Annotated in this window: 18 protein-coding genes, 1 pseudogene and 2 other annotated features; of the genes and pseudogenes, 8 read left to right on the top strand and 11 right to left on the bottom strand. The window is 35.7% G+C overall.

Annotated features, from left to right (window positions below; genetic code table 11):
• Window positions 1–180 precede the first annotated feature (180 nt).
• Window positions 181–3,621, bottom strand: a complete 3,441-nt coding sequence (locus BLS22_RS02405) for a pyruvate carboxylase (RefSeq protein ID WP_090549794.1) — start codon at window positions 3,619–3,621, stop codon at window positions 181–183.
• Between the two features lie 207 nt (window positions 3,622–3,828).
• Between BLS22_RS02405 and BLS22_RS02400 the strand changes: the two genes are divergently transcribed.
• From BLS22_RS02400 to BLS22_RS02370, 8 genes and pseudogenes are all read left to right on the top strand, one after another.
• Complete coding sequence (locus tag BLS22_RS02400) at window positions 3,829–5,160, top strand: aminotransferase class V-fold PLP-dependent enzyme (RefSeq protein WP_090549791.1); 1,332 nt, start codon at window positions 3,829–3,831, stop codon at window positions 5,158–5,160.
• A gap of 366 nt (window positions 5,161–5,526) precedes the next feature.
• Window positions 5,527–6,131, top strand: a pseudogene (locus BLS22_RS02395) (IS1595 family transposase); the annotation flags it as partial.
• A 479-nt stretch (window positions 6,132–6,610) separates the two neighbouring features.
• Window positions 6,611–6,793, top strand: coding sequence for a hypothetical protein (locus BLS22_RS02390; protein WP_090549785.1), 183 nt, complete (start codon window positions 6,611–6,613; stop codon window positions 6,791–6,793).
• Between the two features lie 70 nt (window positions 6,794–6,863).
• On the top strand, window positions 6,864–7,025 hold the full coding sequence (locus tag BLS22_RS14965) for a hypothetical protein (RefSeq protein ID WP_176762015.1): 162 nt from the start codon (window positions 6,864–6,866) through the stop codon (window positions 7,023–7,025).
• 268 nt (window positions 7,026–7,293) lie between these two features.
• A complete protein-coding gene (locus tag BLS22_RS02385; protein WP_090549782.1) occupies window positions 7,294–7,716 on the top strand; it encodes a hypothetical protein in 423 nt (140 codons plus the stop codon).
• A gap of 321 nt (window positions 7,717–8,037) precedes the next feature.
• Window positions 8,038–8,328: a nucleotidyltransferase family protein gene (locus BLS22_RS02380; RefSeq protein ID WP_090549779.1), complete on the top strand. Its 291-nt coding sequence runs from the start codon at window positions 8,038–8,040 to the stop codon at window positions 8,326–8,328.
• Window positions 8,325–8,660: a HepT-like ribonuclease domain-containing protein gene (locus BLS22_RS02375; RefSeq protein WP_090549773.1), complete on the top strand. Its 336-nt coding sequence runs from the start codon at window positions 8,325–8,327 to the stop codon at window positions 8,658–8,660. The genes BLS22_RS02380 and BLS22_RS02375 overlap by 4 nt, the downstream gene beginning before the upstream one ends.
• Before the next feature lie 646 nt (window positions 8,661–9,306).
• Complete coding sequence (locus tag BLS22_RS02370) at window positions 9,307–9,786, top strand: DsrE/DsrF/DrsH-like family protein (protein WP_090549770.1); 480 nt, start codon at window positions 9,307–9,309, stop codon at window positions 9,784–9,786.
• Between the two features lie 107 nt (window positions 9,787–9,893).
• Here BLS22_RS02370 and BLS22_RS02365 read toward each other — a convergent pair whose 3' ends face one another.
• The 10 genes from BLS22_RS02365 to BLS22_RS02320 form a co-directional block, all read right to left on the bottom strand.
• Window positions 9,894–10,718: a Gmad2 immunoglobulin-like domain-containing protein gene (locus BLS22_RS02365; protein ID WP_090549767.1), complete on the bottom strand. Its 825-nt coding sequence runs from the start codon at window positions 10,716–10,718 to the stop codon at window positions 9,894–9,896.
• Between the two features lie 102 nt (window positions 10,719–10,820).
• Window positions 10,821–13,925 carry an isoleucine--tRNA ligase gene (gene ileS, locus BLS22_RS02360; RefSeq protein ID WP_090549764.1) on the bottom strand — a complete coding sequence of 1,035 codons (3,105 nt, stop codon included), beginning with the start codon at window positions 13,923–13,925 and terminating at the stop codon, window positions 10,821–10,823.
• Window positions 13,926–14,020: 95 nt separating this feature from the next.
• Window positions 14,021–14,240: a binding site (T-box leader), on the bottom strand.
• A 168-nt stretch (window positions 14,241–14,408) separates the two neighbouring features.
• The gene (locus BLS22_RS02355; protein ID WP_090549761.1) at window positions 14,409–16,136 is read right to left on the bottom strand and encodes a sigma-54 interaction domain-containing protein; all 1,728 of its coding nucleotides are present in this window, start codon (window positions 16,134–16,136) and stop codon (window positions 14,409–14,411) included.
• Window positions 16,137–16,244: 108 nt separating this feature from the next.
• On the bottom strand, window positions 16,245–16,760 hold the full coding sequence (locus BLS22_RS02350) for a tryptophan transporter (RefSeq protein WP_090549758.1): 516 nt from the start codon (window positions 16,758–16,760) through the stop codon (window positions 16,245–16,247).
• 133 nt (window positions 16,761–16,893) lie between these two features.
• Window positions 16,894–17,158, bottom strand: a binding site (T-box leader).
• Between the two features lie 244 nt (window positions 17,159–17,402).
• On the bottom strand, window positions 17,403–18,521 hold the full coding sequence (locus BLS22_RS02345; protein ID WP_090549755.1) for a 4-hydroxybutyrate dehydrogenase: 1,119 nt from the start codon (window positions 18,519–18,521) through the stop codon (window positions 17,403–17,405).
• A 352-nt stretch (window positions 18,522–18,873) separates the two neighbouring features.
• On the bottom strand, window positions 18,874–20,175 hold the full coding sequence (locus BLS22_RS02340; protein WP_090549752.1) for an acetyl-CoA hydrolase/transferase family protein: 1,302 nt from the start codon (window positions 20,173–20,175) through the stop codon (window positions 18,874–18,876).
• A gap of 89 nt (window positions 20,176–20,264) precedes the next feature.
• On the bottom strand, window positions 20,265–21,716 hold the full coding sequence (locus BLS22_RS02335; RefSeq protein ID WP_090549749.1) for a 4-hydroxyphenylacetate 3-hydroxylase family protein: 1,452 nt from the start codon (window positions 21,714–21,716) through the stop codon (window positions 20,265–20,267).
• A gap of 605 nt (window positions 21,717–22,321) precedes the next feature.
• Window positions 22,322–23,323, bottom strand: coding sequence for an electron transfer flavoprotein subunit alpha/FixB family protein (locus BLS22_RS02330; protein ID WP_090549746.1), 1,002 nt, complete (start codon window positions 23,321–23,323; stop codon window positions 22,322–22,324).
• Window positions 23,324–23,339: 16 nt separating this feature from the next.
• A complete protein-coding gene (locus BLS22_RS02325; RefSeq protein WP_090549743.1) occupies window positions 23,340–24,122 on the bottom strand; it encodes an electron transfer flavoprotein subunit beta/FixA family protein in 783 nt (260 codons plus the stop codon).
• Window positions 24,123–24,137: 15 nt separating this feature from the next.
• Window positions 24,138–25,277, bottom strand: a complete 1,140-nt coding sequence (locus BLS22_RS02320; RefSeq protein WP_090549740.1) for an acyl-CoA dehydrogenase — start codon at window positions 25,275–25,277, stop codon at window positions 24,138–24,140.
• Window positions 25,278–25,299 lie beyond the last annotated feature (22 nt).

Genomic DNA, 25,299 nt, shown 5'->3' with positions numbered 1-25,299 from the left:
ATAACTATATCTTAAGTTCTTTGTCGAAGTAAGGCAATGATTGTCACAAGTGGTTAAATTTTCTAAAATAATTTTGTATACCCTGTTTTTTTGCTTTAATCTATTGTTTTTGTCTGTTGCTTTCTGTATAAAAAGAAGAAGGTATTGTTGTAGACCTTCTTCTTTTTATACTCTTATATTTTATTTTTCCTTTAATCGAATCAATAATTGTCCTGCCTTTACCTGTTGCATTTCTTCTACCAGTACAGCCTCTATGACGCCCTCTACAGGAGCAACAATATTAGTTTCCATCTTCATAGCTTCGATTATAAGAATGCTCTGGTTTTCCTTGACTTCCTCCCCTTCCTTTACCAATACCTTTAACACTGTTCCCGGAATACTGGAACCAATTTCTAGATTGTTGTTAGGGTCAGCCAGTTGGACCATCTCTTTTCTATTGGTAATACCACTGGCCTTATCAAATATTTTAATCTCCCTACGGTTTCCATTGACTTCAAATACCACAGAACGATTTCCATCATTGTCTATCCTGCCAATTTCCTGCAGCTTTACAATCAAAACCTTACCCTCTGCAATTTCAATTTCACAGGTTTCTCCCTCATAAAGACCATGGAAAAACACATCACTGCCCATTCGACTTAAATCTCCATATTCAAAAATATAATTTAAATACTCTTCATATACCTTAGGATAAAGGGCAAAGCTTAGTAGATTCTTATTATTTGGGGTCATTTTATATTTTTCCCTTAGATAACTTTCAATACTGTCAAAGTCCTCTGGTTCTAGCAATTCCCCCGGTCTGCAGGTAATAGGCTTTTCACCCTTTAAAACAATTTTTTGTAGTTCTTCAGGAAAGCCTCCCATAGGCTGACCCATCATGCCTTTAAAATAAGCTACCACTGAGTCAGGGAAGGTCATATCTTTAGCCTTTTCATAAATATTTTCTGTAGTTAAGTCATTTTGTACCATGAAAATAGCTAAGTCTCCCACCATTTTAGAGGAGGGTGTTACCTTTACAATATCCCCCACCATATCATTAACAGCCTTATACATTTCCTTCACTTCATCAAAACGATGGCCCAGTCCAAAGCTTTCCACCTGAGGTTTTAAATTAGAGTATTGACCTCCAGGGATTTCATATTTGTATATTTCTGCTGTTCCTGACTTTAAATCAGATTCGAATTGTTCATATACTGGACGTACATCATTCCAATAATTCGAAATTTTTTCTAAATCATCTACATTCATCTTTGTATCTCTTATGGTATTTTCTAAGGCGGCTACAACAGAATTTAAAGGTGGTTGACTAGTAAGTCCTGCAAAACTGTTGAAGGCAGTATCTACTATATCTACCCCAGCTTCTGCTGCCATTAAAATTGTGGCAACCCCATTACCACTGGTATCATGGGTGTGTAAATGGATGGGGATAGAAATTTCTTCTTTTAAAGCTTTAATTAATTTATGGGCAGCATAGGGCTTTAATAGTGCTGACATATCCTTGATACCCAGTATATGACTTCCCATCTTTTCTATTTCCTTAGCCATATTCACATAATATTCTAGGGTGTATTTATCCCGTGTAGTATCCAAAATATCTCCAGTATAGCATATACACGCTTCCGCAATTTTCCCTGTCTTTAAAACTTCATCAACAGCTACCTCCATACCCTTCAACCAGTTGAGGGAATCAAAAATTCTGAAAACATCAATACCACCAACAGCTGATTCTTTAATGAATTCCCTTATAACATTATCGGGATAATTTTTATAGCCCACACCATTGCTGCCCCTCAAAAGCATTTGGAACAGAATATTAGGTATTTTTTTTCGAAGAAGCTCTAGCCTTACCCAAGGGGATTCCCTTAAAAATCGATAGGCTACATCAAAGGTCGCTCCCCCCCACATTTCGACAGAAAACAAATCCTTTGCCAATACAGAAGTAGGTTTTCCAATTTTAACCATGTCTCTTGTTCGTACTCTTGTAGCCATCAAGGATTGATGGGCATCTCGCATAGTAGTATCGGTTAGCAACAGCTTATCCTGTTGTTTAATCCATTGGATCAGTCCTTCGGGTCCTTTCTCATCAAGAATTTGCTTTGTTCCCCTTAGTCCTTCGGGTCTTATTACTTTAGGAACTTCTGGAACATCGAATTCCTTTTTAAGGCTCTTCGTTTCATTGACTACTTTTTCTCCAATAAACTTTAATAATTTTAATTCCCTATCGGTTTTAGGTTTAATGTTAAAAAGTTCGGGATTATTAGCTATAAATCCAGTATCACATTCTCCCTTTAAAAAAGTTTCATGGTTTAATACGTTAATTAAAAAACCTGTATTTGTCTTGACGCCACTTACCTTTAGCTCCCTAATAGAACGAATGGATTTTTTAATAGCATCTTGGAATGTTCTAGCCGAAGCAGTTACCTTTACCAAAAGACTGTCATAGTAGGGACTTACCTCTGCCCCTGTAAATCCATTGCCTCCATCCAAGCGTATACCAAAGCCCGACCCTGTTCTATATATATCAATCCGTCCCGTATCAGGTGCAAATTGATTAGCAGGATCCTCGCAGGTAACCCTGCATTGTATAGCGTAGCCCCTAGGCTCTACTGCTTCTTGGGAAGGAATGTTGATCTCTGGAGAGTCTAAAGTATAGCCTTGGGCAATTAATATTTGACTTTGTACCAAGTCAATGCCGGTTACCATTTCAGTTACTGTATGTTCTACTTGAATTCTAGGGTTCATCTCTATAAAATAATGATTACCATAGGCATCCACCAAAAATTCTACTGTTCCAGCATTTTTATAATTTACTGCCTTAGCTATTTTTAAAGCATCCTGACAAATTGCTTCTCTTTTCTCAGGGGTTAAGGTTAGCGCTGGTGTAAATTCTATTACCTTTTGATGTCGTCTTTGTAAAGAGCAATCCCTTTCATATAGATGTACTATATTTCCGGCTTCGTCCCCTAAGACCTGTACCTCTATATGCTTTGGTTTTTCTAAATATTTTTCAATAAAGATGTCATCATTGCCAAAGGCCTTTTGGGCTTCACTCTTAGCGCTATAATAAGCCTCCAATAATTCTTCCTCTTTATAGACAATCCGCATCCCTCTACCCCCGCCACCGGCAGCTGCCTTTAGAATGACGGGATAACCACAGTAGTCAGCAAACTCCTTAGCTTTTTCATCGGAGGTAATTGGTTTCTCTATCCCTGGAATTGTTGGTACCCCTACCTTTTTTGCCACCAGCTTTGATTGAATTTTATCACCTAAGGCTTCAATCATTTCATGACTAGGACCAATAAACACGATTCCAGCTTCCTTGCATTTTTTAGCGAAATCTGGATTTTCAGCTAAGAAACCATACCCTGGATGTATAGCATCTACTCCCTTTTTAAGGGCTATCTTAATAATCTCTTCAATGTTAAGATAGGCTTCAACAGGACCTTTATTTTTTCCTATTAAATAGGATTCATCTGCCTTTGTTCTAAACAAAGAACATTGATCCTCATTGGAATAAATAGCTACCGTTCTAATGCCTAGTTCATGACAAGCTCTAAAAATTCTAATAGCAATTTCTCCTCGATTGGCCACCAGCACCCTCTTAAATTTTTTAACTCCCATCATCTCTCAACTCCTTTTTTGTATAATAAATAACTTCTTTGGATTGTCACTTCTACTCTCGTAAAAATGTATAATTAGAAATATTATATTCAATTCTAAAGCTCTTTGCAATGTTTTTTTAAATTAGCTATTAATTTTTTTAATCACGTTTTTTTCTTTACGACATACAATGGATAGAAGAAGATTATTTAGAAGGGTGATGACTAAATGCAATATATAAAACCCTATAACCATTATAAAGCTTTAATTGCAGGCATTGATACAAAAGTGCCTTTACTTAATGGTAGCTATACTACTGCTATTAATTTTGATAACGCTGCCACCACACCCCCTTTTCTTGCTGTCCTTGAGGAGCTTATGGATTTTTCTCCTTGGTATGCTTCTGTCCATCGAGGAGCAGGCTATAAGTCCCAATTTTCTTCTAAATTATATGAGGAAGCTCGGGAGAGTATTGCTAATTTTGTAGGAGCAGATTCTAGTGAGCATACAGTTGTGTTTGTAAAAAATACAACTGAAGCCATTAATAAGCTTTCCAATAGACTGTTGGAAATTTATAAAGATGGGGTTGTCTTATCTACCTGTATGGAACACCACTCCAATGATTTGCCCTGGCGGAACAAATATAAAGTTGATTATATAGAATTAGATAAAGATGGCAGACTTTCCTTGGAGGATTTAAAGAAAAAGCTTCAGCATTATGATGGGAAAGTAAAGCTAGTAGCTGTAACAGGAGCATCCAACGTCACAGGATACATCAATCCCATCCATGAAATTGCTGAAATGGCCCATGGGCATGGAGCTGAAATTTTGGTGGATGGTGCTCAATTGGTTCCCCATACCCCAGTAGATATGAAATCCCTCAAGGACCCTGGACATATTGACTATCTAGTATTTTCTGGCCATAAGATGTATGCTCCCTTTGGATCAGGAGTTTTAATCGGTCCCAAAAAAACCTTCCAACAGGGTTCTCCCGACTGTGTAGGTGGAGGAACAGTAGAGTTAGTTACCCACGATTATATCAAGTGGCAGCCTCCTCCCTCAAAGGAGGAGGCAGGAACACCAAATATTATGGGTGTTTTAGCTATAGTAACTTCTTTAAAGATGCTAAAAAGCTTGGGAATGGAAGCAATAGATGCCTATGAAAAAAGCTTAACTCAGTATACCCTAGAAAGCCTTAAAAATGTACCCCATATCCAGTTATATGGCAATCCCCATGATATAAAAGACCGTGTAAGTATTATTCCATTTAATATAGAAGGATTGCCCCATGACATCATAGCCAATGCCCTTTCCCAGGAGGGAGGAATAGCTGTAAGAAATGGCTGTTTCTGTGCACAGCCCTATGTTCAGAGATTATTGAATGTGTCCAATCAAGAAATGCAACAACGAATTGCTAACCCTACTTTACCCCATCCTGGACTGGTGAGAGTAAGCTTTGGACTATATAACACCTACGATGAAATAGATCAATTTATAAGTCTACTTTGTAAAATTTCTGTTAACAGGAAATATTATTTAGAAAAGTATAATGACGGATAAATAGTACAAAGACTACTTCCTCATCGGCTAAGTTTTAATTAATGTATGCACACCCCCCTCTCCTTAGATTAAAAAGAGAGGGGGGTTGTTATTTAATATTTAATGATAGTTTAGTTAACAGCAGTCACCTGTTCCTTCTGTTTCTTATTTCTTGGCTCTGTTAAATTCTATTGTTGATTTATATATATATCTACAAATAAGGGTATAATATATAAGAGAATAATTAAAGGAGTTGAGGGTATGAAGCCAGTTACCTTTGAAAAGTTGCTAAAGTTTATTGATAGTATGAATGCAGATTACAAAGAAGAACTATATTATACCCTTAAAGAATCTATAAAGCCTATTGACCCTTATCATAGAAAAATTATTGAAGAACTTAGAGAAACTAAGTTTAGTAAGGGGTTAATATGCCCTCGCTGTGATGGAAAAGAAGTCATGCGTTTCGGCAAATACAACAATCGTCAACGATATAAATGTAAGAGTTGCAATAAAACCTTTAATGACTTTACTCATACTCCACTCTATAAAACAAAGCATCCTGAAAAGTGGATTAGGTTTATCGAATGTATGATAGAAGGGAAGTCATTAAGAAAGTCTCAAAAAATTGTTGGGGTATCGCATGCAACTCTTTTCTATTGGAGGCATAAAATCCTTAATGCATTGAAACAAGGGACCATTGAAGCCTTTAATGGTATTGTTGCGATGGATGAAACATACTTACTTTTCTCTGAAAAGGGCAAAAGAAGATTGTTGATAGGAAACCTCGTAAACGAGGGGGTAAATCTAAATATAGAGGTATTAGCAAAGAACAAGTATGTATTTTAGTGGCTAGAGATAGAAATAAGAATACCATTGCTAAAACTAGTTGCATGGGCAGAATTGTAAAGTCTAAGGTAGAAAAAGTGGTAGGCAGTTATTTGTCTTCTACCAATGTGCTTTGTACCGATAAATGGCGTGCTTATAAAAAATATTGTATGGGTGTCTATACAAAATTCATGACACATACCATTCTATTAGGACTGCCAAATTTAACATTAGTTAAATCATACTAAAACCTGAAAGGGTTTCTATGGATTTGTGTAGAATTATATAATTACACATAGATGTATAAAGTGACACAAGGGAATCAAGAGGGTAGATGCATTTAGTATTTATCCTTTTGGGATTTGGCTCAACCCTATGCCTCATAAATAGCTTCTAGAGGCTCTGAAACTGTTGTAGGAGTTTAGGCGGGATGGATGGTGTAGCCTCTCTGAATAGATATAGCTTTATTCCAGCTGCTTACAGGGAAGGATTATATTTGCATCGTAGAAATTGGGGTAAATAGTGGTAAGTGCCAATGAATGGCATGTATAAGAAGGGTTTAAGAGATTCATTTTTCAATATGTTAGTATGGGATAAGATGAAATATACAAACAAAATATTATTAATTAAATGAGGGGTTGGTATTGTGGAGCAAGGCATTGTAGAATTTAGCTGGACTCTAGCTTTTCAACTATTAAACATTGCAATATGGATTGGAATTATTTATCTTATTTTTAGTTTGGCTGTTAAATTACCTAAACGAATTAAAAAAATTGAAGAAAAAATCGAAAGAATAGAAAGCATGATAGAAAAAATTTACAAAAACTAAATTACATGACTGAACATTATCTTTGTTAAGATTTAATAGGAGAACTTCATGTAATAGAGGAGAAATAAACATGTATTGGTTCAATGATAATAAATTTATATCTAAATGGGTTGTAGAGAGAGAAAAGGGATTGATTAAGTATGTGTTAGGACAAACAATTCCTCTTTTTGTTGTATCTATGATTAGTGCTACTTTTTTCTCAGCATTAAGACGCCCAGATAATATAAAATAACTCTTTATTTATAATGCTGTACTGATTATAGTTATCACTATAGTCAATGTGTCAAACTGGTTTAGCAATGAAAAACGACTTAGGGAATTAACAGGCAACAGTCAACAATAATTCTTTATCTTAATGTATTGAAATTGATTTAGAAGAAAAGTGGCTTCAATAATTATACATTAGATGAAAAATATGAAGTAAATATTTTATAGCCTATAGCGTATCTGATGAAAAATGTGTAGCAAGGGTTATTTATATAATTGAAAGGGGTGACTGAATGAAAAAAATATCAATAATAATTTTAGCAGTTTGTCTTGCTTTTACTCTGGGTGCTTGCAATCATGGCGGGATAAAACAAAGTGAAAAGTATGCCATGAATGCTTCCTATTCTTATGGTGGAGATTCAAATAAAACAGAAATTTCTTACAGTATCATCATTAGCGGAGCAAAAAAAGATATTGAAAACATTGATGCCTATGAAGTTTTAATCAATATGGATTATTTAGATCTGATGTTAGAAAACGGACCACATAGTAGTGAAAGAGGGCTTGAGAAAACACCTTATTTTAAAATCGTTGGCAACTTTACTTTTAATACAAGTGGGAAAAGTAAAGAAGAAATAGATGAAATGAAGTTACTAGAAGGTGTTGAAATCATCGATAAAGATAGAAATAAAGTGACTTTCAAGTTTAACGATTAGTAATGTTATTAGCAGTGTCTAATTTTTCATATATAATACAATCTTTTAAGTTAGTCATTAGTGAACAAAAGGAATTAATTGGTGGATTTAGAGGGCTTTCGTTAACCGGACAGCAGATAACAATATGTTTGCACAAGGGTGCTGGAAGCTAAGCTCCACTATGGGGTATTCATTTAGGGTCCAGTTCGAAGACGTCGCAAATGCTGGAACGTTAGATGACAAACTAATGCAAAAATTAACTGCAAAATATAGGATTTAATGTTTTTTATTTATAAAATACAAGGTATAATATAAATAAGAAATTATTTGAAGGTGATAATAATGAAATTAATTAGAGTGATTAATGATCATAAAAAACAAATTAATAGTATTGCAGATAAATATGGAGTAGTTTCTATTAAGGTATTTGGTTCTGTTGCAAGAGGGGAAGAAAAATCAGATAGTGATATTGATTTGCTTGTTAAACTTGAAGAAGGACGCTCTCTATTTGATTTAATTGGTTTTAAAAATGACTTAGAATATCTATTAAAAAGAAAAGTAGATGTTGTTACAGAGGAATCTTTACATTGGACTTTAAAGGATCAGGTAAGCAATGAGGTTGTTGAAATATGAAAAGTGATAAGATTTACTTAATTCATATAATGGAATGCATTGAAAACATAGAGGAGTATACAGAAGAAGGAAAAGAAAAATTCATTAAATCGCAATTAATTCAAGATGCTGTTATAAGAAATCTAGAGATTATCGGAGAAGCTACAAAGAAAATTTCAAAAGATACAAGAAATAGTTATTCAGAACTACCTTGGAGAGAAATGGCAGGATTAAGAGATGTATTGATACATGATTATTTTGGTGTTGACATAAAAATTGTATGGAATGTTGTAGAGAAAGAGTTGCCCAAAGTAAAAAGAAGTGTAAAGGTTATATTAGCAGATTATATATAGTTCATCATCTAACAGAGGCTTTCCATCATCCTACTAAAAGCGTGTAGGACAACGGAAAGCCTCGAAACGTTATATGCCATTCCTGCTGAAAAGTAGTGGTAATAGGTAAAAGGAAGATGTTAGAGATAGTCATATCAGATGGATTATGTGCAATAAAAAATCGTAGGGAAGGGTCTTGACCCTTCCGTTATGAATGAATCTATTACAACAGCGGAACGGTCAAGACCGTTCCCTACACATGTATGGGATATTGCAATGACGTCTTTTCTTTTCTATGCGACATAAAATATTTGAAAAAAAAGGGCTACATACTAGAAAATAGTAATATAGCCCTTTTTCTTTTATTTTCTAAAATATCAACATTCATCACTAACAAAGCCTATTTCTTAAATAATGACTTGTGAAAAACAATATTAAATTTAAAAAAGATAATTGTCTTCTATTATCCATAGCAACTCTCCCAATAAAATATTTTGAAAATCCATTATTATTAATCAATTCTACATTATGTGGATTTCTCCTTTAGGTCTTATCTAAATACACCACTACCATTTATGAATTGTACTTAAAAGATTTTTATAGGAAAATTTGGTTACACTAAAAACTATATTGATATTTTAATTGTAATTAAAGGAGGCTATCAGACTTGGAAAACAAAAAGATAAATCTTCTTATGTTTAGTGGGGAATATGATAAGGCATTGGCGGCCCTTATTCTGGCCAATGCTGCTAGAGAAATAGAGGTGGAAGTTACTATGTTCTTCGCTTTTTGGGGGTTATTTTTGCTCCGGGATCCAAATAAAATGACCTTAGAGGATAAAACCACCTATGAAAAAATGTTTAGCTTGATGACACCTAAGGGCCCCAATGAATTACCCCTCTCTAAAATGAATTTCAGTGGGTTGGGTAAAGAAATGCTATTGGAAATGATGAAGGATGATGAAGCACCTCCACTGATAGATTTTTTAAATGGTGCCGTTAAAAAAGGTGTTCGTTTCTACGGCTGTAAGCTATCTATGGAAATCATGGGATTAAAAAAGGAAGAATTAATTCCAGAGCTAGAGGTAATGGATGCCAAAGCCTACTTAAAGGACGCATTGACATCAGATATACAGCTGTTTATTTAAGGGACTAATATCAAACCTTTGATCTGATGTCAGTCCCTGATACAACGTAAAGAATCCCAATAAAAAGATGGTAGAAGCCATCTTTTTATTGGGATTAAAATTGTAGGTTATTGTTCTATATTTTTAAATCTAACGGCTACATAGTCCCTCATGAGGTACTCTCCATCCTTAGCGCTATATTCTCCTACCTCTATTCTTCCTTCCTTTGTCTTAGGAAGAGGATAACGAATTTCTTCTTGGAAACTTCCCCATTCTGGTCCTCCTGCATCTGCCTGTAGATGTTCTTCATGAATGATTTCATCTTCAGCATCTAAAATTCTTACAATAAAACTACCTTCAAAGGCTATAATTCTACCCTGTATTTCCACCGGATTATTAATTTCTTCATTTTCCTCCGGCAATTCCAGCTCAGCAAAAACTAAGGTATGCTCCATGGGGAAGGCTTCGTCGTCTATTGTTCTAACTTCAAATTCTACAGCCATATCTGTATGAACCTGCAAAATTACCGATGGATAGGACAAGACTTGGGTAACTATATCATCCTCATCGGGAATTCTAGTATCTACTACAATGATCCTCGGATATTCTTCATGAAGGTAATCCACGATAGAGATGCCATAGCCACCTGTAGGTTTTTCCCCTGCATTGATTTTTACATAGGTGGCATCAGGATGTTGATAAACGTAACCTCCTCTTTCATCACCAAATTGTTGAAACCACTCTCTAATTGTGTCTGGAAGAGTATCTTCTTCCACAATTCTCATCCTATCCTGTAGCTCTACGTTTATATCCCCATGAAAATTCCCATTCTCCTCCATACCTCCATTGGGTTCATCCTGTGGTGGTGGTGGATCTGGTACTGGTTCTACCCTGCAACCCATCATAACAAATATCAATACAAGGATAATTATGTAAACAAAAATTTTTTTCATGATAAAACCTCCTTTTCCTATTAAAATACCCACTTTTTCTAGAGTTATGAATAAAAAATCTCCAGTCAATAACTGGAGATTTTTAGAGATTTTTAGAGATTTTTATACTTCTACCTTTTCAACTTTAATACCTGTTTCATGATCATTTAAATTTTGCTTTTCAAAGCTATTATCCTGAACTCTATCGATGGCTAAGGCTAGGGTTTCCTGCATAATATAATCTCCATATAGTTCTACTGCCTTAGCAATTTCATCGTCTCCATCAAAGTAAATATTGATATTGTCGATTACTTCATAGTTGTTATTCTTTCTCATTTGCTGTACCTTAGATACAAATTCACGGGCAAAGCCTTCATTAATTAATTCTTCACTTAGGGTTGTATCTAGGATTACAAAAAGATTGCTTGCCATTTCTACTGTAAAGCCTTCCTTGGCAATAATATTGATCATAACATAATCCTTACCTACTTCAAAGGCTTCGCCATCAAGGTTTAGGGTTACTTTTTCCCCTGCCTCTAGCTTTGGTACCACCTCCGAAGCATCTACTTCCGTTAAAGCCTTTCCAAAGACCTTTATCTTGCTTCCTAACTCTGGTCCTGCTACCCTAAAGTTTGGCTTTAAGCTAAAGTCCATAAAATCCTTGAGATTCTTTTCAAAATGAACTTCCTTTACATTTAGCTCCTCTTGAATTAGAGGAACTAAGTCAGAAATTAAAGGTTCATATTTTCCATCTACTAAAATCTTTTGTAAAGGTTGACGTACCTTGATTTTAGATTGAGCCCTTGCAGCTCTACCTAATCCTACTAAATCCCTTACTAAATCCATTTTTTCCTCTACAGCCTTGTCAATTAAACCTCCATCTGTTTCAGGATAGTCTGCAAGATGAACAGATAAACCATTGGTTAAATTCTGATACATTTCATCAGCCAAGAAGGGTGAGAAGGGCGCAACTAACTTAGATACCCCTACAAGAATTTCATAGGTTGTATTGTATACTGCCTTCTTATCATCTGTTAATTCAGTTGCCCAAAAACGTCTTCTAGCCCTTCTAATATACCAGTTAGACAAATCTTCATTAACAAATTCTTGAATTTTTCTAACAGCTTTTGTTAGATCAAAGACGTCCATGTCCTTTCTAACTTCTTCAATCAAGCTATTATATTTTGATAGTATCCATCTATCTAATTCGGGTCTATCTTTGTAATCAATGAAGAAATCTTTAGGATTAATTTCATCGGTATTAGCATAAAGGGTGAAGAAGGCATAAACATTTTCTATAGTTGTGAAAAATTTACTTTGTACTTCTTTTAATCCCTCAATGTCAAACCTAGTAGGTGTCCATGCTGGAGATACATGTAGTAGATACCACCTAAGGGCATCAGCCCCATACTTATCAAATAGCTCAAAGGGATCTACAGTATTTCCTTTAGACTTTGACATCTTTTGTCCATTTTTATCTAAAATTAAATCATTTACCAGTACATTTTTATAGGGGGATACTCCCATAACAAAGGTAGAGATAGCTAATAAGGAATAGAACCACCCTCTTGTTTGATCGATACCTTCACAGATAAAATCAGCTGGGAAAAGTCTATCAAAGCCTTCTTTATTCTCGAAGGGGTAGTGATGTTGTGCAAATGGCATGGCACCACTGTCAAACCAACAATCAATAACCTCTGTAACCCTTGTCATAATACCATCACAATCACTACACTTTAACTGAATGTCATCTACATAGGGTCTATGGAGTTCTACTGTTTCATCAATATTTTGTACAGCTTTTTCAACTAACTCTTTTCTAGAGCCTACTGAAGTTGTGTGGCCGCATTCACAACGCCAAATATTTAAAGGTGTTCCCCAATAACGATTTCTAGAAATAGCCCAATCATTTAAGTTATCTAACCAGTTGCCAAAACGCTTTTCTCCTACATAGTCTGGATACCAGTTAACAGAATTGTTATTGGCAATCAACTGATCCTTTAGCTTGGTCATCTCAATATACCAGCTTGGTTTTCCATAATATAATAATGGTGTAGAACAACGCCAGCAGTGGGGATAATTGTGATCCATTTTTTCTTTTTTAAATAATTTACCCTCACCATGGAGCCATTTAATAATGTCGATATCGGCATCGATTACAAACTGACCTTCCCAAGGTGTTGTAGTATATTTCCCTTCTTCACTTACTGGTTGGAATACCGGTAGATCATATCTTCTTCCTATTTGATAGTCGTCTTCACCAAAGGCAGGAGCGATATGAACAACCCCAGTACCATCCTCTGTTGTTACATAGTCGGCAACCGTAACAAAGAAGGCTTTTTTATCGGCTTCTAAAAAAGGCATTAATTGTTCATACTCTACATATTCTAAATCCTGCCCCTTCATTTCCTCTAAAATTTCGTACTCTTCCCCAACTACTCGCCCAACCAAATTCTTTGCCAAAATATATACCTTATCATTGTGTCGCACCTTGACATAGGTAACTTCAGGATGTACAGCTAAGGCAACGTTGGAGGCTAATGTCCATGGTGTTGTCGTCCACACTAAGAAATATTCATCGGCATCTTTTCGCTTCATTGGTACAATAACGGTGTTGGATTTGATTTCCTTATAGCCTTGGGAAACCTCATGGGATGCTAATCCAGTTCCACATCTAGGACAATAGGGCAGAATTTTATGTCCTTCATAAATATATCCTTCCTTAAAGAACTTATCTAAAATCCACCATACGGACTCGATATAATTATTGTCTAAAGTAATATAAGGGTTATCTAGGTCAATGGAGTAGCCCATTCTCCTAGTCATTTCCCTCCATTGCTTTTCATAGGAGAAAACAGACTCCCTACACTTTGTGTTAAAGGCTGCAATACCATAATTCTCAATTTCTAATTTGCTAGAAAGCTTTAATTGCTTTTCTACCTCAATCTCAACTGGAAGACCATGGGTGTCCCATCCAGCCTTTCTTTTAACTTGTTCCCCCAGCATCGTATGGTATCTACATACGGAGTCCTTTAGTGTTCTCGATATAACGTGATGAATTCCCGGTCTACCATTGGCTGTAGGAGGGCCTTCAAAAAACACAAAAGACTTTGCTCCTTCACGGTTTTCGATACTTTTTTCTAGGATATTGTTTTGCTCCCATAGTTCTGCTACAGCTTTTTCCCGCTGAGCTACAGGGCCATTAGATAGCGTTTTAAATCCCTTCATGTTTCCTCATCCTTTCTAAGTAATTGAATTATGCTAACTATTCTTCTAACATCTTTAAAAATTATGCCAAAAACTATAAAAAGTCCCTAAAATACATTAGGGACGAATAAACCGCGGTACCACCCTGGTTACAAGATCAATAGATATCTTGTCACTTCAGCACATGATAACGTATGTCTACGGAAGATCCTACTAGATGTTCAGACCTTCTGCTCCAAGGTGATCTTCGTAAAAAAATCCGTAATAATCTCCCAGCCAAGGATTATCTCTCTAAAAACGGTTTCCTTTCACTACTGTCCTCTTCATAGCATTTAATATAATCTTCAGAATAGGTGTAATTTAAAAACTTTTTATAAACCTTCAAAATATATTATATAATTACTTCTAGCTAAAAGTCAAGTAATTTGGATTACTGAAGAATCATATAGCATTTATTAGAATTTTGACAGGTTTTGGAGAAATTATACATAGGTAAACAAATCCTTACCTTTTCAATTTTCTATTAATGGTTGAAGGATCAATATTTAAGTTTTTTGCTGCTTTTTTTAATGAACCATACTTTTTAATGGCATTTCTAATGTAGCTCTTTTCAAATTCATAAGTTGCCTCTTTTAATGACATGTCACTACACTGCAGATCCTTTCCTATCTCTGTATGGGATAAATTTTCTTTTGAAAAATGATTATTGAAAATGTACTCTGGTAATAATTCCTCCGTAAGTTCATCTTCGGGGGCAATAACCACCATTCTCTCCACAAGATTTTTTAATTCCCTAACATTTCCCGGCCAATTATAATAAAGTAGTTTATTCAATGTGATAGGAGCAAAAAACTTATTCATAGCATATTTTTTATTAAAATCCTCTAGAAACTTGAGGCATAATGGTATGATTTCATCTCTACGTTCCCTTAAGGGAAAGATGTGTATAGGAACTACATTTAAACGATAGTATAAATCATCTCTAAAAGAACCCTTCTCTACCATCTGTTTTAGATCTTTATTTGATGCCGCTATTATACGGCTATTGATAGGAATTGGCTTTTCTCCTCCAATTCGATAAATCTTTTTTTCCTCCAAAGCTTTTAATAGCTTTACTTGTAATTCCAAAGACAATTCAGAGACCTCATCCAATAGTAGGGTTCCTTTACTTGCTAATTCAAACATCCCCATTTTTCCCTGTTTATTAGCCCCCGTAAAGGCTCCCTTTTCATATCCAAAAAGCTCTGATTCAATTAAATTCTCTGGGATGGCCCCACAATTTATTTCTATATAATTTTCTTTAGCCCGTAGACTATTTTTATGAATAAAGTCTGCCAGCTGTCCCTTTCCTACACCAGTTTCTCCACTTAACAAAACAGTAGTATCTACCTTCGCCACCCTCATTGCCATCTCCATAACTTTAAGCATATTAGAGTCTTTTATAATAATTTCTGGAGTATTTACTAATTTGTTCTTTATATGCTGAAGCTCAGTTAAATATCTTTCATTTAGTGCCTTTGTATCTATTAATTCATTTTTAAGATTAACTAAATTGGAAATATCTCTTACATTGGTAACAACATAGGTTATGTCGCCATTACTGGAAAAAACCGGTGTGCTGGTGACAAGGATTTCTTTATCTCGTCTTATTACCTGCCTTATGGTAATAGGCTTGCGATTTTCAATGGCCAATATAGAGCTGGATTGATTTAAAACTCCATTTTTTTCTAAATCCTTCATGTTTTTTCCTAAAACCTCTGACGCCTTAATTCCAGTAATTCTTTCGTAGGCTCCATTAACAATAAGGGTGTTGGCTTCACCATCCGTCACATAAATACCATCGTAGGAGGAATTAATGATGGCCTCCAATGTATAGGTTAGCTCTTTATATTTGCTTATTTCTTCAACCGCTGCCTCATATTTAGAAATGTCCTGTAGAATATATGCTCTTCTCTTTATGTTTTCTTCATCTATAATTGACAGAGTGCTGGCTACTAATATTCTATTGTTATAATGTATTTTATGGAATCCTTCTATATCAAGATTTTGCAATTTACTTAAATCATCTTTTTTTAAAATTTCATTTGATTTTTCATTTCTTTTTCCCTGAATACCTAATATTTCCCTGGCTTTTTTGTTCATATACAATATATCATCACTGTTTTCTACGATAACAACACCATTAATAGAATTATTCAAAACCTGCTTCATTATTTTATAGTTTATTTCCATAAGAGCCCTCCTCCTCCCCTTTGAAGAGATACCTACCTTGTTGTGTATCTATGATTTAAATTATAATTCTCTTTAGGAGATTTGTACACAGGTTACTTTTCTATGGATCTAAACTAATTTCATACCTGTAACCCTTAATGTATTTTGAGTAATTCGATAAATGATCATCGTAACAAATATGTTGGTTAAAGAGGTGGGTAAAACGATGGTCATAAATAATACCATAAAAGGAGCCGGTAATCCTATCATCAATAGAGCAGACCCTAAAAAGATACTGCCACTAATCACTGTCCCTAAACATGCAATAACCCCTACAAAAAATCGACTGTCTTTAAAGCTTTCCATCCCCTTAATAATTACAAATAAAATGATACAGGTACCTACTTTGTCAATAAGGTTAGGTAATTGTCCTCCAGGAAAAGAGGTGGTCATAGCTGTTAAAATTCCTCCTAAAAGCCCTGTCAACAAAGCGTTCTTAAAGGTTGTATTTAGAAACAGGGCAATAAACACAAAGGGTAAAAACAAATCAAACTTTATGCCCCCCAATGTACCAGGTGTAATTTGGTGTAAAATAAGACCGATGGCTAACAATAATGCTGTTAAAATACTTTTTCTTAGATTCATAATAAATCCCTTCCTTTTCATTATTTATTGTTTTTCTATTTTCCCAAGGAACAATTCCATCTTCTGCTCACAACATTATCTTTACCGCCCTTCTAAATTATTGAGTAAATAAAAAAGCCCTTCATCCTTATACTAAAAGGACGAAAGACTGATTTCCGCGGTACCACCTTTATAGACCCCAAAAGGGTCCCCTCATGAAATACGGAGCTAAACTGCTCGATATCCTGCTTCTATAACGGGAAGCCCCCGACGACGGCTACTCTCACCGGATAAATTCCAGATGATTTCTCCTTGTTTCTCCTAGGTCCATTCACTAAAGATAAAGTATCGGACTCACACCTCCTCCGACTCGCTGGAACTTTATTCCTTTAACTACTCATCCTATTCATAGAATTTCAGCAATTTGATTCTTATATTTTATCCAATTAAATGAAGTCTGTCAATGGGGAAATTGAAGAAGCTTCTGGATTTTTTTACTTGCTTAAGTTGTCCAATTGTTAAATGTTGTGATGAAAAATTCCATAACTCCAGTTATTAACTAGAGTTATCTACAATATTCCAATCATATACATGTAGAGTAAAATAACAGAAGCAAAAAGCCTGGGCTTTGTGCTTCTGTTATTGGATTCATTGATAAATCGATTAATATAGTGCTCTATAAATATCACGAATTTCATCTCTTGAAAGAGGCACATAGTTATTTGCTAACAGCCTTTGTTGCTTTTCAATGACGCTATCAGCAAAGGCTTCTATTTCTTCCTCCTTCATGCCGTATTCCTTTAATTGGTTTTTGGATAATAGTTTGTTAAGAAGTCCCTCAAGTGCCTCATACACATCGGCATCCTGGTCTATCTCTAAAAGTTCTGCTAGCATTTTGTTGACTTTGCTTATTTTACCACAGGGATTTTTTCTGTTGTAGGTTTTAAATACTTCAATAAAAAATTGATAATTGGCTTCACCGTGGGGGACATGGTACACGCCTCCCAATGGATAAGAAAGGGCATGGACGGCACCCACTCCTGTATTACCAAAGGCAATGCCTGCGTAATTGCTTGCTACTAAAAAATCTTCGATAAGTTCCTGTCTATGATCCTCTCCTTTTTCTACAATCTCTTTATAACCCCTAATAATAAGTTTAATGGCTTTACTACTAAACAATTCCGTATATCCATTGGATTTGGGTGCTACATAGGATTCAATGGCATGGATCAATGCATCAACTGAACTGGTTGCAAAGAATTTAAAGGGAAGACTCTTTACTAGCTCAGGTATTAATACGGCATCCTCTGGATAGAGCTCATCTGCCGCAAGACCTATTTTGGTTTGCTTGTCTTTTATTTCTGCTATGGTGATATTAGTAACCTCACTGCCAGTTCCACAGGTTGTTGGAACGATAATAAGTTTTTTATCCTTGACTATAGGTGCCTTTTTTTCAAATAAATCAATGCAGTTTTTAACATGCTTCAAAGCCAATATTTTTGAAATATCTATGATGGTTCCGCCACCAACTGCAATAATTCGTTTATATTTTTTTTCGCTTATTTTAGCCATAAGAGCATTAATCATTTCATCTGATGGTTCCCCCATCCCATACTTCTCTTGAAATAAAAAGTCGGCTTTTAGAGAAATTTCCTTCATAAAAGGCTCATAAAGAAATTCGTTTGTAAAGATGCAATCCTCTTCTCCTATGTCAAATTCCTGTGCAAACTCTTTAAAACTGTTGAATTTGTGAAGGATTGGTTGTAGCTTTAATACTGCCATTGATTAAAACCTCCTTAAATTTATCAAACATTTTCTCTTTTATTTTATGCCCACATTTGTGTATTTGTTTAAAATTTGGTATTCTTGATCATCATACCAATCCTTGATAGGTTTATCAAGTGGTTATAACCGAAATTTTCTAAATATAAAATCATTTCTCCACCTACCGTAGTCTAAGGTTGTATGGCTTTTTCCTTATTCCACGTTATTGCTCCAACAGTTTTTTATTCTTTAAGTTTTTTTAAAGACTATTTTGGATTTTTCTCTATTTCCTCCCCCCTGCCTTTTAAAATTATAGATAAACCTCCGTATATATATTATAGTGATCATCCATTAAGAGAATGACTAATTTTTAGAAATATCTAAATCGAATTTTTGCTTTTTCATGGAGTATTTCTCTAAAGTCTGGATGAGCAATGTTAATTAATGCTCGTGCTCTTTCCTTCAAGGTTTTCCCCTTTAAACTGGCTATACCATACTCTGTTACCACATAGTCAACATCGTTTCTAGAGGTCGTTATGGATGACCCTTCATCTACAATGGGAACGATTCTTGAAATCTTTCCCTTTGCAGCAACAGAAGGAAAAGCAATAATGGATTTACCTTCTTTAGCTAAGGAGGCCCCCCTAACAAAGTCCACCTGCCCACCGGTACCGCTAAATTGCTTATAGCCTATGGTTTCCGCCACCACCTGCCCCATTATATCTATCTGCAATGCGGAGTTGATAGACACCATCTTGTTGTTTTGTGCAATCACCATAGGATGATTTACATAATCCGCTGGATACATTTGAACAGCAGGATTATCATCCACATAATCATAAAGTCGTTTGCTTCCCATCAAAAAATTCGCAACAGATTTTCCCTTATGTAGGGTTTTTTTAGTATTGTTTATATTTCCATTTTCTACTAGATCCAGTATGCCATCGGAAAACATTTCTGAATGAATACCTAAGTCATTTTTAACTTTAAGAAAGGATAATACTGCATCGGGTATGGCCCCTATTCCCAATTGTAACGTTGAACCATCATCAATTAAGCTGGCACAATATTCTCCTATTCTGCTTTCTATTTCTCCTATTACAGGTAATGGTATCTCGTGTAGGGGTTGAGAGGCTTCTACAATATAGTCAATCTGGCTGATATGCACAAAGCTGTCACCATGGGTTCTAGGCATCTGGTCATTTACTTGGGCTATAACGGTTTTTGCATTTTCTACAGCACTTTTAGTATAGTCTATGGAAACCCCTAAGCTACAATACCCTTGCTTGTCAGGTTTAGAAACCTGCACCAGTGCAACATCTACAGGCAAAATATTATTTTTAAATAATTTTGGTATTTCAAAGAAAAAACTAGGGGTATAGTCTCCTCTGCCTTCTTCTATTGCGTTTCGGGCTAATCCCCCCCCTACAAAAAGTGCATTATGCCTAAAATGCTTTTCCATAGTTGGATTAAGGTAATCACATTTTCCTAATGGCACCATATGAACAATTTCTACAGCTTCATAATTTTCATGGTTATTCACCATAGCCTCGACAAGAATCTGTGGTTCTGCCGCTGCGTGTCCTATTACAACTCGATTTCCCGACTTTATATTTTTTACAGCTTCCTCAGGACTGCAGAGCTTTTTTTTATATAGATCCCCCCATAGCATCAGGTTCTCCCCCCATTTCCAAATCTTTTTACAAAATTCATCATCTCATCCCAATAGGCCAATTCTATTGAATGTTTTTTAGCATCCCTTTATTTGTCTATATCTAAAATATCTTTTGCCAGCTGTTTTTTACTATTAAGATTAGACTGTCTTGCAATCATAATTCGCTGTGCCTGTGGAGATCCTGCCCCATGCATGGATTCTGTACGATAACCTACTGCAGCAGTACCTAATGTCATATTTTCAATTAACCTTAGGACTTTGAAGCGATCAATCGTGGATACCCCATCAACACCCTTAAAGTATTTTTCAACATATTTTCCTATCTCTGGACTTTTTAAATCCTCTTCAGAAGGCAGTGTGACAAAAACCCCTCCAGCAATATCTTCAGCTAATCTTGCAATTTCATAGGGAAATCTTGTTACATTTTGTTTGCAGACATTAGCCAGTAACATATCAATTTCATAGTTTCCTGCACTGGTTTTATGTCCTTCACAGGAGCAAGCAATACCACAGGAATATAAGGTTTCATTGAGATGAGTCATTTCAATGATTTTATCCTTCACATGAGATGCCTTTGCAGCACCATTATATTCAGCGATTAAAGCAGTAGCACCTATTAGAACATCTCCTACCCCCACTTTGCATCCTCCATAGCTTTGTCTATGGTATCCTGCAAATCTCTCTACTAACATACCAGCAAAATCATATTCTCCACACATGAAAATTCTGTCCTTTGGCACAAAAACATCTTCAAATACTACTAAAGCCTCATGTCCTCCAAATTTAGGATTCCCTCTATCTAGTAGCCCCTTTTCTAGCTTCCTAGTATCACAGGACTGACGTCCATAAATAATTTTGATTCCTGGTGCATCGCTAGGTACTGAAAAGGCTATAGCATAATCTCTATCTTCCTCCTTCATAGCTATCGTTGGCATCACCAATACCTCATGGGAGTTTACCATACCGGTTTGATGAGCCTTTGCCCCCCTAACAACAACCCCATCTTTTCTTCTTTCGACTATTCTCAAAAATAAATCTGGATCTGCTTGTTGAGAAGGAGCTAAACCCCTATTGCCCTTTGGATCCGTCATAGCACCATCTACTACAAGATCCTCCTCCTGTACATACTTTAAAAACTCTACAAAGTTTTTGTGATAGGAGGTTCCATATTTCCCATCAATTTCAAAGGTTGTACTGTAAACTGCATTAAAGGCATCCATCCCCACACATCGTTGAAAACAAGCTCCAGTTTTTTGACCTAATAATCGGAGCATCTTAACCTTTTTGATTAGATCCTCTTCGCTTTGGTGTAAATGGGTAAAACGATTGATTTTTTTACCTGTTAAGCTTGAGGTTGCAGTCATTATGTCCTCATATTGAGGATCTTGAGCTAAAGCATAGGTCATCACTACTGAGCTTAATGAAGGTCTAATAATAGGGTCATCTACTGGGTTTTCCACCCTTTTCCCAAACATATAAACCTCTAAATTTAATTTTCTTAAGCTTTCTATATAGGATTTAGGTGTTCTAAGTGGCATATAAATCGCTCCCCTCTTTTTTTAAAATTAATAATTGCAAAAACCATGCCATTTTATATGTCTAACAGAAAAACATTTTATCCTTCGGTGTATTGCTAAGACTCCCCCTTAGAAGGGGGAGTCTTAGCAATACACCCTGAAAATAAATTCGACTACAATTCACAGGCCGTAAAAACCCCCTCTTGATAAACAAACTAAGTGATCACCAGGAAAGTTAGAAACCAAACTTTCAGTTGTCTACTTATGAATTAAGTCTCATTTTATAATCCACTAAAAATAATAGTCTAGCACCAAATCTTGAAATCTTATTGGTGAACTTTTTTCCACGCCAACTGAAATTTCTTTTTAGGCAATAATAACTCCTTTTAAAGTGTATTCCCCAGTCCCAATTGCATTGTTGCAATGTGTCGAAATAAAGCTATTGCAAAACTGCATTTCAATTGCATTTTTGCAATAAATCCTTTTTATTCCTTAATTTTGCAATAGGTTCCATAATTCTACAGCAATATATTCCTTCACCAGCATTTAAAATTTTATCCTCCAATATAAAATCCTACATCTTTAAAGGTTTTTATACTTCTAAAAATGTAGGATTTTCAATAATCTTATACTATTTTTTTAAGTTCCTCCACCACAGCAGGTATAATTTTATGAACGTCTCCGACAATCCCTACATCTGCAACTTCAAAAATAGGGGCTGAGTCATTTTTGTTTATTGCTACGATTAAATCCGACTCCTCCATACCCGCTAAATGCTGAATAGCTCCAGAAATACCACAGGCAAAATATAAATTAGGTCTAACCGTCTTTCCTGTTTGTCCTACTTGCCTATCCCTTTCTATCCAACCTGCATCTACTACCGCACGGGACCCAGATACAACCCCACCTAATTCCTTTGCTAGTATCTCCAACACATTAAAGTTTTCTTTATTACCTATTCCTCTACCACCGGATACCAAGACCTCTGCTTCTTCAATTTTAATCTTTTCCTTCTTTTCCTTCACCACTTCTACAATCTCTATATTTATATCCTCTGGTGTTAAATTACATGGATATTCTATTATTTCCCCTTTGCGATTTTCATCTCTTTCTAATTTGATCATTACTCCTGGTCTTACAGTAGACATTTGAGGTCGATGGTCAGGACAAATAATTGTTGCTAAAAGGTTTCCTCCAAAAGCAGGTCTTGTCATCAATAGGTGGTTGGTCTCCTCCTCTATTTCAAGAGAAGTACAATCTGCCGTTAACCCTGTATGGATTCTAGCCGATATTCTTGGAGCTAAATCTCTTCCTATTGCAGTTGCCCCCAGTAAAATGATTTCTGGTTTTCTTTCATTGATAATTTCTGTCATAACCTTTGTATAGGGCTCTGTTATATATAGATTTAAGCCTTTATCCTCTACTAAAATCACTTCATCTGCACCATAATAGATTAGCTCATTTGCTATTTTTTTAATATTATCTCCCAATAAAACAGCTGTCAATTTTACTCCTAAAACCTCTGCCAATTCCTTTCCTTTGCCTAAAAGCTCTAGGGAAACTTTTTGAATCTCCCCATCCCTCTGCTCAGCAAAAACCCAAACACCTTTATAGTTTTTATTCTCCAAATGGTATCCCTCCCAGCTATATAATAAATTTTTCTTTTAGTTTTTCAATGATGATTTCTGCTGCCTCTTTTGGAGCCACATCATAAACTTTTCCTGCTGTTTTTGCCCCTTTAGTAAAGGCTTTTTTTACTTTTGTTGGGGAACCCTTTAACCCTATATTAGAAATGTCTACATTAATATCCTTTAAATTCCAAACCTCTACTTCTTTTTCTCGATAGGCATCAAATACTCCCCCTATCTTCATATACCTAGCTTCATTCATTTCCTTTAATGTAGTAATTAAACAAGGGGGTTTTACTTTAATGAGATGGTATCCATCTTCAAAGCTCCGTTTTAAAAGGAATTCATTTCCCTGTAGCTTCAAATCCTCTACATAGGTTACTTGAGGAAGATTTAAATGTTCTGCAATTTGTGGCCCTACTTGAGCCGTATCCCCGTCTATTGCTTGTCTTCCTGCGATAATTAAATCATATTCTAATTTCTCTATAGCTCCTGCCAGCGTACAAGAAGTGGCCCAAGTATCTGCTCCTGCAAAACCACGATCTGTTAAAAGAATAGCTCGATCTGCACCCATAGCTAATACTTCTCTTAATGCTAAGTCTGCTTGTGGCGGTCCCATAGTTAATACAGTTACATGGGCCCCCGCTTCATCCTTTAGTTTTAAAGCTGCCTCTAATCCACTCTTGTCGTCAGGATTGATAATGCTAGGAATACCATCTCTAATCAAAGTTCCTGTTTTGGGATCAATTTTTACTTCTGTTGTGTCTGGCACTTGTTTAATACAAACAATAATCTTCATGGATTTCAACCCCCCCTATTTCAATAAATGTGAAGATATTACCATTCTTTGAACCTCTGATGTACCTTCATAAATTTCTGTAATTTTTGCATCACGCATCATTCTTTCAACTGGATATTCCCTAGTATAACCATATCCACCATGGAGCTGTACCGCCTTTGTAGTAACTTCCATAGCTACTTCAGCAGCATAGAGCTTTGCCATAGCAGCTTCTTTTGAATAAGGCAGTTTGTTTTCCTTATGAAAAGCAGCCTTATATACCAACATTTTTGCAGCTTCTACTTTTGTATACATATCTGCCAATTGGAACTGGGTATTTTGGAAGGAAGCAAGAGGTCTATTAAACTGCTTTCTTTCCTTCACATAGTTAACAGTTTCCTCCAAAGCACCTTCTGCAATTCCAAGGGCTTGTGAAGCAATACCAATACGCCCCCCATCCAAGGTTTGCATTGCAATCTTGAAGCCCTTTCCTTCACTTCCTAAAAGGTTTTCCTTAGGAATTTTGCAATTTTCGAAAATTAATTCGCAGGTGGCGGAGCCTCTAATTCCCATCTTTGACTCTTTTTTTCCAATAGTAAAACCTTCAGTATCTGCCTCAACGATAAAGGCAGAAATCCCTCTCGTTCCTTTGCTTTTATCCGTCATTGCCATAACTACATAAGTGTCAGCATAGCCCCCGTTGGTGATAAATATTTTGGAGCCATTTAGCAAATAATAATCCCCTTTTAATTCTGCTGTAGTCTGCTGTGCTGATGCATCGGTTCCTGCATTTGCTTCTGTTAATCCAAAGGCTCCTAATTTTTCTCCTTTGGCTAAAGGAATTAAGTATTTTTCTTTTTGTTTTTCTGTTCCAAACTCATAGATAGGAGCTGCGCATAGGGAGGTATGGGCTGATACAATAACTCCTGTGGTGGCACAAACCTTTGATAGGGCTTCAACTGCCATGGCGTAGCCTAAAACATCTCCCCCTTCTCCCCCATATTCCCTAGGAAAAGGGATACCCATAAATCCATAGTGTTTCAATTTCTTTAAAGTCTCTACTGGAAATTCTTCTGTTTCATCTACTTCCTCTGCCAATGGTTTTACTTCTTTTTCAGCAAACTCTTCATACATCTGCTGAAGCATTAGATGTTCCTTTGATAAGTTGAAATTCATTTTTATGACCCCCTTACATTAT

Origin of the sequence: Natronincola ferrireducens, from assembly GCF_900100845.1 — a bacterium.
GTDB lineage: Bacteria > Bacillota > Clostridia > Peptostreptococcales > Natronincolaceae > Natronincola_B > Natronincola_B ferrireducens.
Note: the sequence above shows the minus strand (reverse complement) of the source record. Positions and strands in the feature narration are given on the sequence as shown.

Excerpts from the sequence above, each read along its gene's own strand:
- BLS22_RS02320 (WP_090549740.1), bottom strand. The coding sequence starts at position 25,277 with ATGAATTTCAACTTATCAAAGGAACATCTAATGCTTCAGCAGATGTAT.
- BLS22_RS02350 (WP_090549758.1), bottom strand. The coding sequence starts at position 16,760 with ATGAATCTAAGAAAAAGTATTTTAACAGCATTATTGTTAGCCATCGGT.
- BLS22_RS02375 (WP_090549773.1), top strand. The coding sequence starts at position 8,325 with ATGAAAAGTGATAAGATTTACTTAATTCATATAATGGAATGCATTGAA.
- BLS22_RS02405 (WP_090549794.1), bottom strand. The coding sequence starts at position 3,621 with ATGGGAGTTAAAAAATTTAAGAGGGTGCTGGTGGCCAATCGAGGAGAA.
- BLS22_RS02385 (WP_090549782.1), top strand. The coding sequence starts at position 7,294 with ATGAAAAAAATATCAATAATAATTTTAGCAGTTTGTCTTGCTTTTACT.
- BLS22_RS02345 (WP_090549755.1), bottom strand. The coding sequence starts at position 18,521 with ATGGCAGTATTAAAGCTACAACCAATCCTTCACAAATTCAACAGTTTT.
- BLS22_RS02340 (WP_090549752.1), bottom strand. The coding sequence starts at position 20,175 with ATGCTATGGGGGGATCTATATAAAAAAAAGCTCTGCAGTCCTGAGGAA.
- BLS22_RS02355 (WP_090549761.1), bottom strand. The coding sequence starts at position 16,136 with ATGGAAATAAACTATAAAATAATGAAGCAGGTTTTGAATAATTCTATT.
- ileS (WP_090549764.1), bottom strand. The coding sequence starts at position 13,925 with ATGAAGGGATTTAAAACGCTATCTAATGGCCCTGTAGCTCAGCGGGAA.
- BLS22_RS02335 (WP_090549749.1), bottom strand. The coding sequence starts at position 21,716 with ATGCCACTTAGAACACCTAAATCCTATATAGAAAGCTTAAGAAAATTA.
- BLS22_RS14965 (WP_176762015.1), top strand. The coding sequence starts at position 6,864 with ATGTATTGGTTCAATGATAATAAATTTATATCTAAATGGGTTGTAGAG.
- BLS22_RS02400 (WP_090549791.1), top strand. The coding sequence starts at position 3,829 with ATGCAATATATAAAACCCTATAACCATTATAAAGCTTTAATTGCAGGC.
- BLS22_RS02380 (WP_090549779.1), top strand. The coding sequence starts at position 8,038 with ATGAAATTAATTAGAGTGATTAATGATCATAAAAAACAAATTAATAGT.
- BLS22_RS02325 (WP_090549743.1), bottom strand. The coding sequence starts at position 24,122 with ATGAAGATTATTGTTTGTATTAAACAAGTGCCAGACACAACAGAAGTA.
- BLS22_RS02365 (WP_090549767.1), bottom strand. The coding sequence starts at position 10,718 with ATGAAAAAAATTTTTGTTTACATAATTATCCTTGTATTGATATTTGTT.